We start from the raw sequence: 13819 nt of genomic DNA on the forward strand, positions 1-13819 counted from the left end.
CAAGACACTGTTTCAATCCCGTTGCCGGGATTCAGCTATAGGAAAGCACGAGTCAGTCTACAACGCGGCGTGCGAGCTCGCTGTTTCAATCCCGTTGCCGGGATTCAGCTATAGGAAAGTCTCCTTGCGCCAGTTTTTGCTTGACAGTGCTGCCGTTTCAATCCCGTTGCCGGGATTCAGCTATAGGAAAGGATAGTAAAAAGCCAGTGCCCTAACATCTCTTAGCTGTTTCAATCCCGTTGCCGGGATTCAGCTATAGGAAAGTTGTAACAGGGGCGCAAGGATAAACAGAACTTTGCGGGTTTCAATCCCGTTGCCGGGATTCAGCTATAGGAAAGTGCTAGTCGGGTAAACATGCCTAAACTGTTACGGGTTTCAATCCCGTTGCCGGGATTCAGCTATAGGAAAGCTGGACTCGCCGACTCCATCCGACGCAACATTTGCAAGTTTCAATCCCGTTGCCGGGATTCAGCTATAGGAAAGCCACAGCTTTTTTGTCTCCCCAGGGCATGTTCATGTTTCAATCCCGTTGCCGGGATTCAGCTATAGGAAAGCCTGTTCCCCGGGGAGCTAGAACCTCAGGAAGGGCTGGTTTCAATCCCGTTGCCGGGATTCAGCTATAGGAAAGAGAAGTTATTGTTTCCAGAATTTTGTGGGCTGGCTAGAGGTTTCAATCCCGTTGCCGGGATTCAGCTATAGGAAAGACCTACAGAAGCCCGTGGGAGGTGGCTCTCAAAGGTTTCAATCCCGTTGCCGGGATTCAGCTATAGGAAAGCCTTTGGTCAGGGCCATCTCAACATTTTCAATAATAGTTTCAATCCCGTTGCCGGGATTCAGCTATAGGAAAGTCTGCGTGATGCCGGCGTTCAGATACAGACTAGCTAGTTTCAATCCCGTTGCCGGGATTCAGCTATAGGAAAGGATTCAATGATGGTTCGCTAACTGCGCATATTTTCGTTTCAATCCCGTTGCCGGGATTCAGCTATAGGAAAGTTACCAGGAGCGCCCGAGAAAAAGCGACCGGTGGAGTGGTTTCAATCCCGTTGCCGGGATTCAGCTATAGGAAAGAGAACCCCTACCTCTTTCCCGGGCGGCACGCCAGCGTTTCAATCCCGTTGCCGGGATTCAGCTATAGGAAAGCGGATCTTCCTCTGCCGGTGCAGCACCGGGAGCGAAATGTTTCAATCCCGTTGCCGGGATTCAGCTATAGGAAATCCCCACCGGATCAAGCCAGTCGAAGTCTTAAATCCAGGTTTCAATCCCGTTGCCGGGATTCAGCTATAGGAAAGAAAAATCTGTCTTTGTTAGTTTTAGTAGATTTTTGCTGTTTCAATCCCGTTGCCGGGATTCAGCTATAGGAAAGTCGAGTGCGGGGGGTTCGTTCCTGATCTGTTCCTGGTTTCAATCCCGTTGCCGGGATTCAGCTATAGGAAAGCCAGAGTAATCCAGCGGCGGTTCGGGAGGGGGCTCGTTTCAATCCCGTTGCCGGGATTCAGCTATAGGAAAGCCCTTTCGGGGGCCTGCGGTCGCTATCGATTCATTGTTTCAATCCCGTTGCCGGGATTCAGCTATAGGAAAGCCAGAATGCTGACGATTGAGTTGCCAATTGATTGAAGTTTCAATCCCGTTGCCGGGATTCAGCTATAGGAAAGTCGGGGGCAGTTTGGTCGTTAGCTGGAATTTTTCCCGTTTCAATCCCGTTGCCGGGATTCAGCTATAGGAAAGATACAACAATTCTCGCTTCAGAGGTTCAAGGTTTGAGCGTTTCAATCCCGTTGCCGGGATTCAGCTATAGGAAAGTCGGGAGTCCTCACTCACACCCAAACAGCATGAATAGTTTCAATCCCGTTGCCGGGATTCAGCTATAGGAAAGAATTATCGTATTTTTGTTTGAGTCGCATACAGCCCAGTTTCAATCCCGTTGCCGGGATTCAGCTATAGGAAAGTTGCATCTAGCACGTAAGTTAGGGCTCCCGATGAATGTTTCAATCCCGTTGCCGGGATTCAGCTATAGGAAAGTCCGCTCGCACGACTTAAGGCCCCCGGAGCGAAACGGGGTTTCAATCCCGTTGCCGGGATTCAGCTATAGGAAAGCGTGCCATCTGTTTTCGTCTCCTTAAATGCGTGTGCGGTTTCAATCCCGTTGCCGGGATTCAGCTATAGGAAAGTCCTACCATCCCCCGATTACTGCTCGTTCGCGACGGTTTCAATCCCGTTGCCGGGATTCAGCTATAGGAAAGTTTAAGAGTCTTAAAAGATACGGTCTTAAAAGCCAGGTTTCAATCCCGTTGCCGGGATTCAGCTATAGGAAAGTTCCATTGCTGACCGCAGGGGGGAAAATCGACGCGAGTTTCAATCCCGTTGCCGGGATTCAGCTATAGGAAAGCGGAAATTCGCCCGCTGTGTCACACGCCCTGACTTGTTTCAATCCCGTTGCCGGGATTCAGCTATAGGAAAGCGCTTGAGGCGGCTGCCACGCCAAAAGAGGTGTGTTTCAATCCCGTTGCCGGGATTCAGCTATAGGAAAGTTCGGGTAGGTGTGCGTGCCCCCTTGCGGGGAAAGCCGGGTTTCAATCCCGTTGCCGGGATTCAGCTATAGGAAAGCGCGGAAGGGCTATCAAACCCCAATACCTACCGGTTTCAATCCCGTTGCCGGGATTCAGCTATAGGAAAGCTCGGTCTGCTGCCCACAACGAGGGCAGGCCATTGTGTTTCAATCCCGTTGCCGGGATTCAGCTATAGGAAAGCTTACCTGCACCCCTGAACAGGAAAGGAACGAGCAAGTTTCAATCCCGTTGCCGGGATTCAGCTATAGGAAAGTTCCTGAACGCTTCGCTTGCGTCTGCATGGCCGGTTTCAATCCCGTTGCCGGGATTCAGCTATAGGAAAGCTGCAGGAGGCATATCTGGGGAGTGTCAACTTTTGCCTGTTTCAATCCCGTTGCCGGGATTCAGCTATAGGAAAGCCCCTTTCAGAAGGCGGCCTGCCATCCTGCCACGTTTCAATCCCGTTGCCGGGATTCAGCTATAGGAAAGCTAGAGAGGTAAGGTCTTTGACTACAGTGGTTTTCAAGTTTCAATCCCGTTGCCGGGATTCAGCTATAGGAAAGCCTGGGGAAGAGAGCCGGTGGGACGTAACCTACTACAGGTTTCAATCCCGTTGCCGGGATTCAGCTATAGGAAAGGGTTCGGGCGTGGCTGACAAAAATGACATGGCAGCGGTTTCAATCCCGTTGCCGGGATTCAGCTATAGGAAAGTCCTGGCTCAGACGGGCGATAATCCACATATTTGTTTCAATCCCGTTGCCGGGATTCAGCTATAGGAAAGTATTAAAAAATGTCCTGAGAAACTACCACCCCTACTGGTTTCAATCCCGTTGCCGGGATTCAGCTATAGGAAAGCTTGGCTGCTTCCTCAAAAACCAAAACCGGGCGAGGTTTCAATCCCGTTGCCGGGATTCAGCTATAGGAAAGTACCCAGAACTCGCGGGGCTGCGTGTCGATTCCTTGTTTCAATCCCGTTGCCGGGATTCAGCTATAGGAAAGGGCTACGCCAAAGCTCACTGGGGGCCGTTTGGGGCTGTTTCAATCCCGTTGCCGGGATTCAGCTATAGGAAAGACCGGAAGGATGGGACCGGTTGACTCATCATGTGGCCTGGTTTCAATCCCGTTGCCGGGATTCAGCTATAGGAAAGCCTCATAGTCCATGCCTGAGCCAAACACCGGCAAGTTAGCCGTTTCAATCCCGTTGCCGGGATTCAGCTATAGGAAAGAGCAAGTCAACGCCGACCTGGCAACAGCACAGATGTTTCAATCCCGTTGCCGGGATTCAGCTATAGGAAAGTTCCGAACGCCGTCGGGGGTAATTCCTAGCAATTGGGGTTTCAATCCCGTTGCCGGGATTCAGCTATAGGAAAGCCAAATCAGAACCGCCGGATAGCCCAGTAAGTCGTTGGTTTCAATCCCGTTGCCGGGATTCAGCTATAGGAAAGCCGGAGTCGGGTTTTCTTCCCCCTGTCCTCCATGTTTTGTTTCAATCCCGTTGCCGGGATTCAGCTATAGGAAAGATCCCAGCCCGCACGCTCCCAGGGGAAGAAGCCTGGTTTCAATCCCGTTGCCGGGATTCAGCTATAGGAAAGGCAGGTCTCCAACCAGATTGTTGCGTTCTCCTTGAGTTTCAATCCCGTTGCCGGGATTCAGCTATAGGAAAGCCTTAGTCCAAATCAACGATCCAAAATACAGCGGGAAAGTGTTTCAATCCCGTTGCCGGGATTCAGCTATAGGAAAGGCAAGCTACTGTTGCCAACGATGGCACAGTCACAATGTTTCAATCCCGTTGCCGGGATTCAGCTATAGGAAAGATGAAGAGGCGCTCCCGGAGATGGGGAGCTCCAAACTGTTTCAATCCCGTTGCCGGGATTCAGCTATAGGAAAGACCAGAGGAATCGCCCCTACTGCCGCACGAGGCAGGTTTCAATCCCGTTGCCGGGATTCAGCTATAGGAAAGCACTATCTCCAAATCGTTGGGCGCTCTAAGGTTGGTTTCAATCCCGTTGCCGGGATTCAGCTATAGGAAAGTTTTAGGGCGGCTTCTCTCTCTGCTGCCGCTCTGCTTGTTTCAATCCCGTTGCCGGGATTCAGCTATAGGAAAGCCCGGGATCACAAAGGGGCGCTGGGGAAGAAAAGTACGGTTTCAATCCCGTTGCCGGGATTCAGCTATAGGAAAGAAAGTGGTAAGGGCGAATCGACACCCGCAATCCTGGTTTCAATCCCGTTGCCGGGATTCAGCTATAGGAAAGCCGCCAAGGCGCACGCGACGTGGTGGGCTAATTGCTCCGTTTCAATCCCGTTGCCGGGATTCAGCTATAGGAAAGGACTCGGAAGCCTGATTCTTCCGCAAACTCGACAGTTGTTTCAATCCCGTTGCCGGGATTCAGCTATAGGAAAGGTTACTTCCCCTGCCGGCACTTCCCGGGTCAGGAGCGATGTTTCAATCCCGTTGCCGGGATTCAGCTATAGGAAAGACTGTGACAGGCACGGGATAAAGCGGCCAAATCGCTGGTTTCAATCCCGTTGCCGGGATTCAGCTATAGGAAAGCCCCGAAGGCCGCCACTTCCGGCAGGATTTTTAGGTTTCAATCCCGTTGCCGGGATTCAGCTATAGGAAAGCGCCGTTGGGCCCATGCCTCGTAAAGAGTTCCGGTTTCAATCCCGTTGCCGGGATTCAGCTATAGGAAAGAAATATCTCGCCATAGAGAGATATCTATGCACTGGGGGTTTCAATCCCGTTGCCGGGATTCAGCTATAGGAAAGTTTTGCGCTCCTGTGGGGGGAGGTCAGCAAGGCTCAGTTTCAATCCCGTTGCCGGGATTCAGCTATAGGAAAGCCAGCAGCTCGGAGACAATCGGCAACTGAGTTCCGCGTTTCAATCCCGTTGCCGGGATTCAGCTATAGGAAAGGTCCCCTCCCACTACGAGCTGCAGCAAAAGTTGAGCGTTTCAATCCCGTTGCCGGGATTCAGCTATAGGAAAGCAGGACTTTGGCCAGCTGCTGGGCTTTTTTGGAGTTGTTTCAATCCCGTTGCCGGGATTCAGCTATAGGAAAGGGCAGGACGTTTAAACGGTTTAGCGCCAAGGCTGAAAGTTTCAATCCCGTTGCCGGGATTCAGCTATAGGAAAGTGCTGAGGGCGAGCGTTTTTATGCAATAGAGTCCAGCAGTTTCAATCCCGTTGCCGGGATTCAGCTATAGGAAAGTGGCCCCAGTGACTCGCGGAGTGCCGCCAGTGTCCGGTTTCAATCCCGTTGCCGGGATTCAGCTATAGGAAAGCCTTAAGAGCTTCGGACTCAAGGCAGGCGATGCGGGTTTCAATCCCGTTGCCGGGATTCAGCTATAGGAAAGCGGGATGGCGTTGACGCGCCGGTGTCCCCAGGGGCAGTGTTTCAATCCCGTTGCCGGGATTCAGCTATAGGAAAGCTCTTGGATTGTCTTGGTTCTGAATTAATTATACAAGGTTTCAATCCCGTTGCCGGGATTCAGCTATAGGAAAGACCTGGGAGTGGCAGCGAGCTAGGGCTGCCTTAGTGTTTCAATCCCGTTGCCGGGATTCAGCTATAGGAAAGGCTTCGTCAAAAACGGACAAAACGCCTGATGGCCCGTTTCAATCCCGTTGCCGGGATTCAGCTATAGGAAAGCAGCCCTGACCGCCGAACTGGGCGTCAAGACTGTGTTTCAATCCCGTTGCCGGGATTCAGCTATAGGAAAGGGACTAGGATTTTATTGCCTAGCCATTGATGCCCGGTTTCAATCCCGTTGCCGGGATTCAGCTATAGGAAAGACTTCAGATTTTGCTCTCTGCTCTCGGTAGTTTTGCCTGTTTCAATCCCGTTGCCGGGATTCAGCTATAGGAAAGCTCTATCCTCCCAAACCGGCTCAGGGCGCTGGATCGTTTCAATCCCGTTGCCGGGATTCAGCTATAGGAAAGGACAAGGGCTCCCTGCGGATAGCAATTTCTCGCCTGGTTTCAATCCCGTTGCCGGGATTCAGCTATAGGAAAGTCGCAGTCAAAAATAAAGCCGCGTCGTCCCGATGAGGTTTCAATCCCGTTGCCGGGATTCAGCTATAGGAAAGATTTCCGGCAGGCGTGCTTGAACAAGCCTGAGCGGGGTTTCAATCCCGTTGCCGGGATTCAGCTATAGGAAAGCAGGATTCCGTAACCAGAAGAAGGTCTGGACAGAAACGTTTCAATCCCGTTGCCGGGATTCAGCTATAGGAAAGGCCGGTATTTAGTTTTCATGGTTCCGAGGGTTGCTTGTTTCAATCCCGTTGCCGGGATTCAGCTATAGGAAAGAGTCAAGAAATGCCGGCAGTAAGTTGATGTCGTGCCGGGTTTCAATCCCGTTGCCGGGATTCAGCTATAGGAAAGATTGAGGAAAAGCTCAAAAAGGCAGTCCTGAAAGTTTCAATCCCGTTGCCGGGATTCAGCTATAGGAAAGGTACAAGTAACCGAGTAACGCAAATCATGCTGGGTGGTTTCAATCCCGTTGCCGGGATTCAGCTATAGGAAAGACCGCAAAACTCTTGGGTTCAGCTTCATCATGCCGGTTTCAATCCCGTTGCCGGGATTCAGCTATAGGAAAGTCCGGCGGCCAGTTCTGCTGAACAGCTAGCATGCCGGGTTTCAATCCCGTTGCCGGGATTCAGCTATAGGAAAGTCTCGCACCGCCAACCCCCAACTATTTCTAATTTAGGTTTCAATCCCGTTGCCGGGATTCAGCTATAGGAAAGCTCTAATCAAATTGATTAGACTAGAGCAAGAAAGATTGTTTCAATCCCGTTGCCGGGATTCAGCTATAGGAAAGCCGCTGGGAACCTTTGTCCGCATTCTTCCGCTTGCCAGTTTCAATCCCGTTGCCGGGATTCAGCTATAGGAAAGCCGGCAGCTTACCTGGCGCGTGCCAGTAGCTGGCGTGTTTCAATCCCGTTGCCGGGATTCAGCTATAGGAAAGCGGTTAACGTTATCCGTTGCACCAAGCCACTGCCAGTTTCAATCCCGTTGCCGGGATTCAGCTATAGGAAAGCGCAGAAATCCAACCTACGGACTTCTGCAACTCTTCGTTTCAATCCCGTTGCCGGGATTCAGCTATAGGAAAGAGCCAAAATCAGCAGCGACAGGGAAAATGGAAGCCTGGTTTCAATCCCGTTGCCGGGATTCAGCTATAGGAAAGTCTGTCCGTCACGACTGATGGACACTGCACCGGCAGGGTTTCAATCCCGTTGCCGGGATTCAGCTATAGGAAAGAAGCTTGCGGCCACAGTTCCGGCTGCTGAACAGCGGTTTCAATCCCGTTGCCGGGATTCAGCTATAGGAAAGAACCGGCACCGGCACAGCGGGAGCGGGAGGCTCTCCGACAAAGCCCTTGTTTCAATCCCGTTGCCGGGATTCAGCTATAGGAAAGCCCCTCGCACAAGGAACTGCGCGGCTTTTTTGATTGGATGTTTCAATCCCGTTGCCGGGATTCAGCTATAGGAAAGGGAAAGCTTTCCCGGATGCACCGGCTTGCTGCCGGGTTTCAATCCCGTTGCCGGGATTCAGCTATAGGAAAGGCTCCGTGGGCTTGGTGGGGAATTCCAACTCCTTTAGGGTTTCAATCCCGTTGCCGGGATTCAGCTATAGGAAAGGGTTGACAGCAAAAGCCCACGGACCCAAGGCGATAGTTTCAATCCCGTTGCCGGGATTCAGCTATAGGAAAGGGCTCCCTCAAATCCTTTTCCTCCGCCACCAGACTGTTTCAATCCCGTTGCCGGGATTCAGCTATAGGAAAGTCCCTCGCTGCCAGACGGCGCAGATGTCCTGTTTCTTGTTTCAATCCCGTTGCCGGGATTCAGCTATAGGAAAGTTCCGCCCCTGCCCGTTCCCCGCCCCTGCGGTCGCCGGGTTTCAATCCCGTTGCCGGGATTCAGCTATAGGAAAGCATATAATCCTGAGTGACTGCGGCAAGCATTTCGCCGGTTTCAATCCCGTTGCCGGGATTCAGCTATAGGAAAGTGGCTAGAGGCTCAGGGCTTTAAGGTGCCAGCTCGGCGTTTCAATCCCGTTGCCGGGATTCAGCTATAGGAAAGAAATCAGGACTGTCTCGCCTGCTGATTGCTGACGCGGTTTCAATCCCGTTGCCGGGATTCAGCTATAGGAAAGGTTCGAGCAGAGGTTGCCGGTAGGGTGACGTCAACAGTTTCAATCCCGTTGCCGGGATTCAGCTATAGGAAAGCATGAAAACATCTACGCCAACACTCAGGCCATTTAGGTTTCAATCCCGTTGCCGGGATTCAGCTATAGGAAAGTCTCATCCCCACAGGGTTGGATGCCGATAGTGTTGTGTTTCAATCCCGTTGCCGGGATTCAGCTATAGGAAAGAAAGCATTGGCACAATATCCGGCAGGGGCTGCTCATGTTTCAATCCCGTTGCCGGGATTCAGCTATAGGAAAGCCCGCCGATTGAAACCGCAGCGAGAAGGGACTTCGAGGCGAGGTTTTGACGAACCCCATCTCGTATCCCCGTTGCCAGGCTTGTATCCCCCCCGCTGCCGGCGTGGCCATAGGCCAAAACTATTCAATTTTCAAGGTTCCGGGCGTTTTGGCGAACCCCCCAGGGTTTTCGGCCCCGCTTCGGACTGCCAAATTCATCGCTTCCCCTCCATCATAATATAATCGTCTCCTCTTGTCTAGGCTTTTCCGACCCATAAGTCAAAGTTTTCCTGACCGCACCGGCATCCAGCACGTAAATCCGCAGGCTGTCCTCCACCGGCTCGATCAGTTTTTCGATTTGTTGCTGGAGCTTGACAAACTGCACAGCCGTGAGGTATAGCTCGAAAACACTGTACTGCCTCCACGTCCCATAGCCAGACAGCAGCTTGTGGAGCCGGGTGCGGCGCTTGTTCCCCGCCTGGGTGTCCGGCAAGTCGTAAATCACTAGGTAAAAAAGCTTACTCATCGCAACATCAAAGGCTTGTAAACAACCCCCTCCTGCAAGTGCCGGCTCAGCAAGCGAGCCTGCAATTCAATCGCTCGCCGGTAGGTGCAGCGATATTCAAAAGTCGGGTGCTTGAACTCATCGCTCATCTTCCGCTCAAACGCTTGCAAAAAGGTTTTCCGCCCCCCATCCGACAGCCGGTAAGCCCCCAGACTCTCCACAAAATCCTTAGGCTTAATTTCCTGGTTGTGCAGCACAGAAAGCACCAAATTATCCGCCACCAGCGGGCGAAATTCCTCCATCAAATCTAAAACCATCGCCGGCTGTCCGTGATGCACCTCATGCAGGTATCCAATATAAGGATCTAACCCCGCTACATGCACCGCCGCCGTCACCTGCACCCGCAACAGCCCATAAGCAAAACTCAGCAACGAATTGACCGGATCGGTCGGCGGGCGGCGATTGCGACCGGCAAAAAACCACTTATCCCCCAACATTTCTTGCCAGCAGGCGAAATACTCCCGCGCCGCCAAACCTTCAATCCCCCTCACCTCATCCAGCGTTCCCCGCTCGCTCACCTGTTTTTTCCGCAACTTCAGCGGATTGTCTGGCTGGCTGTGCCGGTACAGCACCCCATGCTGATTGTGAATCTTGCCGGTGACAATCGCCTTCACTAAATCCAGCCGGCGCTTTTCATCATTATAAACTGCATACTGAGCCAGCCGCAACTGACCGTTCCGGGAATAGCCTGGGAGAGCCGAACCTAAATATTTGCCAAAACTGGAAAGATAATGCACCGGCATCCCCAGTTCCAAAGCATAGCACAAAGCATCCCCCGTTACTTGCGGATTCCCCATCAAAACCACCTGCTCAACCGTCTGAGCCGGCACGCTCTGTTTTTTCCACGAGCCATCTTCCTGCTTCAGCGCCACCGTAAAAGCCTCATAACTTTTATTCAAAACCGCATCAGGCTGAGTCACATAGAGAACAGACATAATTAAACCTCACTGCGCAAATATTCTTGAACCGGCACCCGCCCTGGGGGGCGGGCTTTCCCACTCACCGGCAGAGCAGCTCAACTTCAAAAGGCAGGCAAATTCCCTGCAAACTGCAATCCCGGCACTTTTTCCGATTCGCCATCGGTGCCGGCATATCCCCAGCCGCCGCAGCGCGAGCCGCCCGGATAGCTTCTTCTGTAGCTTGGCGCAGCTGCGGCGAGAAAACAACCTTTTGCCGCCGCCGGCTGCCATAATAGAAAATCTCCCCACCGGCAACTTCCCGCCCAGTTCGCTCCTCCAAACACAGCCCCGCCGCACAGAGCTGAAAATGGTCATTCAGATGCTTTCCCATTTTACCCTTCTTGAACTCCAGAGGAATCAGCGCCCCACCTCTCTCCTCAACCGCATCGATAACCCCGTGGACTTGCAGCCGATCGCCCCACACCCACTGGTGCCGGTGCGTCAGCGTATCGCCCTGCCGGTTTTGCCCCTCCTCATCAATATTTTCATGGAGATAGCGCCCGGCAATAATGTGTTCATTATCCGCCATCTCTCCTAACTGGTACTCCAGGTAAAAGCGCCGGGGGCAATACTCCCAGGCATTTAAATAAGACAGAGGCAGATAGTCCTGTTCGCCCATAGTTCAACCCCCTGACGAAGATTCAGCCAATAACTTCACTTGGCCCATTCCCATCGCCGTCTTGCGCCCCACACCCGAAAAGAAAGCGAAATGAGCCAGAACCGCAGCAACTTTTGCTTGCTCAGCATCCGGGAACCGGTAGCGCACCCACCCCTGAGCGCCAATTTCCGCTCCCCCCTTCATCTTCAGCGCGTGGGTTTGCAGCTCAAAAGCCGAAACTAACCCATTCCACTCAACAGCAGGAAAGAGCAGCTCTTCTGGAGCGAAAGCATTCCAGCGCCGGCGCAACCCATCGAACACCAATTCCGTCAGAGGAAAAGGCTGCACCCCTTGCTTCTGCTTAAAACTCGTCGGCGACAGAAAAGAAAGCGTCACGTCATTACTGAGAGCCGGTGCGTTCGCCAGCGCGTAATAATCAGAAGAACCGGCCCAAGGGTGCGTCCCAGGCATTGCATAAACAGAGCGAATCGCAAAAGGAAACTTCCCCAAAGAAATAGGAGACGCGCCCCAGTGTTCCAAACCGCTCAGCAGCGGCGAAATCAGCCGCCCATCCAAAACCCCAATGCGGAAAAAAAACTCATCACCCGCTTGGGTTCCCTTCGGGCGGCGCTCCCCCACTAAACCTGATATACTTAAAGGAGACTCCTGGCTGTCGTGAACCGCCTCCGCCAGTTCCGGGTTGCCCCGCTGCAGCCAGTTGAGCACCAGAGCGTGCAGCGCCCGCCCCAAAGTAGACGGCGGCATTCCTTGATTAGCCGCCCCTAGCTCAACAACCAGTGACTGCAAACTATATCTAGGATACTGTAGGGACATAGCCGGCTCCATAATACAACCCTCGCGGCAAACAAATCCGGTTTGGCAATTGCCAGAAGTCGCCAATCAGTTGAGCTTGGCTGACCAGACTCACAGGCGGCATAACAATCCGATTATACAGTACCAACCGGCATGAACTCGGCAAGTCTAGCGGATTCAGGGGATGGGCGCAAGTATATTCCCCCGATTTCTCTTCAACCTGCAAAATCCGCGCCGCCTCAACATGAGTTTTTGCCGCCCATTTCCCCAACCGAATCCAGCGGGGAATTTTTACCCCCTCCCCAGCAACGATATAGGTTTCGTACTGACTGCCAACCGCCAGTTCTTTAGCCCGCCCAAAATTAATGGGGTAGTTGCGCAGCGCCCCTTTGTCTCCAAACTTCTTGGATTTGCCGTAATAGGGAACCTGAGCCGCTTTAAACGTATTCACTTGATAAGACCAGCAGAGGGGCACTGCTGGAAACACATAGATCCCAGCCTGATTCAGGTGCAGCAGATTTTGCTCGCAACCGGCATCTAAATATCCCGGTGTTTGCGCCGCTTGTCCCTGCAGCCGGTAGGGTTGCGGGATGTATTGAACATTGAACAGAGCATAACTGAGCGCCCAGTTGTGCAAGTATTTCTCAGTTTCATAGAGAACCCCCATCTCCCGCGTAGCGTAAAATACATTGTCGTGCAAGGTTAAAGTGCATTTGTAGACAGGCATAATTCATCTCCTGAAGTTATTATCCCTTCCTGGGAGGCAGAGCCTCCCCCTATGGATTCTGAACGAGGCAGAGCCTCTGGATCTGCATTCCCTGGCAGAGCCAGGGAACGAGAATTCCAGAATAGGAGTGGCTATGAGTTCGACTTCGGGTTACCGGTGGCTTTCTTACCCCCACGGGCATTCCCTTTGGCTTTCTTATCCCCACCGGCATTCGCCCCGAAATCGCCGGCATATTTCTGGGTTTGCTCGTAGAGAGCGCCAATCGTTTCCCGCAAACGCGCCTCATCCTGGTAAATCGCCCTCACCTCAGCCAGCAACTCCGCCAGCTGCAGCCCGAAGATCGCTTGGCTTTTGCGCACCGGCTCCTCACTGAGCAAACTTTCCGCCACCTGGCTCGCCAGAACCCGAATCTCACTCAGAGGCTTAGTCATATCCCCCTCCATCGCATCATAAACCGCCTGCGTAAACTTGAGATTGCTGAAAATTTCACCATCGCAAAAGACAATGCCCAGGATGTGGGTTTCCATCGTGCCGGTGCGGGTTTCTTGCGCCCCGTAGCGCCGCGCCCGCAGCAAGTTACCCGTCACATAGAGGAACCCCTCACAGGTTGGATCGCGCAGAGTTTCAACCGCCGGAAACGTCACTTCAGGCAAAACGTGGTCTTGCTCGTTAATCGAAGTGCGCATTTTGCCTGCTTCGCTCATCGTTCCCCCCTCAAACGGAGCGTTGAAAGTAAAGCTGCGGTGAGAGCTGTCATAGGCGCTAATCGAAAAGGCCGAATCCGAGTAAACCTTGGAACGCTCAGAGCCGCTGTCGCCAATAGCGAACCCGTAGATAATACAGTCCGGGCATTTTTTACAGGAACCCTCGCCGTTATACTCACAGCCCTTTTCTTTATCCTCTTTATCAGCACTGGTTAAACCCAAAGAGCGCAATAGCTCTCGCCCCGCCAAGCGTTCAGGCGTTGTCTGCTTGCGCTTGAACATGACGAGCCGGTTAATCCGCTTGCGATCCCGCACACCGGCTTGAGTAGGCACCGTGTTCAGCACCCCGTCTGTCTGGAATACCGGGAAGGACTGGCTGTGGCGCACCATGATAAAGTGAACATACTTGCCAGACGCCAAGCGGGGGAAGGCAGTATGAAATTCCGACTTCAAGCTTTCAAGAACGCTCATTTTGATTCTCCATCAGATTC

General features: G+C 52.7%; 6 protein-coding genes and 1 CRISPR repeat array. All 6 genes read right to left on the reverse strand.

What is annotated here, in order from left to right:
• Positions 1-9 precede the first annotated feature (9 nt).
• Positions 10-8984: direct repeats of the CRISPR family, unit length 37 nt; unit sequence GTTTCAATCCCGTTGCCGGGATTCAGCTATAGGAAAG.
• A 210-nt stretch (positions 8985-9194) separates the two neighbouring features.
• Complete coding sequence (gene cas2 / locus OSC10802_RS0129900; protein ID WP_017720458.1) at positions 9195-9488, reverse strand: CRISPR-associated endonuclease Cas2; 294 nt, start codon at positions 9486-9488, stop codon at positions 9195-9197.
• Positions 9485-10462, reverse strand: coding sequence for a type I-D CRISPR-associated endonuclease Cas1d (gene cas1d, locus OSC10802_RS0129905; RefSeq protein WP_017720459.1), 978 nt, complete (start codon positions 10460-10462; stop codon positions 9485-9487). Before cas1d ends, cas2 begins: the two co-directional genes overlap by 4 nt.
• A gap of 64 nt (positions 10463-10526) precedes the next feature.
• The gene (gene cas4 / locus OSC10802_RS0129910; RefSeq protein ID WP_017720460.1) at positions 10527-11105 is read right to left on the reverse strand and encodes a CRISPR-associated protein Cas4; all 579 of its coding nucleotides are present in this window, start codon (positions 11103-11105) and stop codon (positions 10527-10529) included.
• A gap of 3 nt (positions 11106-11108) precedes the next feature.
• Complete coding sequence (gene cas6, locus OSC10802_RS0129915) at positions 11109-11930, reverse strand: CRISPR system precrRNA processing endoribonuclease RAMP protein Cas6 (RefSeq protein ID WP_026098936.1); 822 nt, start codon at positions 11928-11930, stop codon at positions 11109-11111.
• Positions 11899-12624 carry a type I-D CRISPR-associated protein Cas5/Csc1 gene (cas5d, locus tag OSC10802_RS0129920; protein ID WP_017720462.1) on the reverse strand — a complete coding sequence of 242 codons (726 nt, stop codon included), beginning with the start codon at positions 12622-12624 and terminating at the stop codon, positions 11899-11901. Before cas5d ends, cas6 begins: the two co-directional genes overlap by 32 nt.
• Positions 12625-12755: 131 nt before the next feature.
• Positions 12756-13799: a type I-D CRISPR-associated protein Cas7/Csc2 gene (gene cas7d, locus OSC10802_RS0129925; protein ID WP_017720463.1), complete on the reverse strand. Its 1044-nt coding sequence runs from the start codon at positions 13797-13799 to the stop codon at positions 12756-12758.
• Positions 13800-13819 lie beyond the last annotated feature (20 nt).

It is taken from the genome of Kamptonema formosum PCC 10802, from assembly GCF_000332335.1.
GTDB lineage: Bacteria > Cyanobacteriota > Cyanobacteriia > Cyanobacteriales > Oscillatoriaceae > Oscillatoria.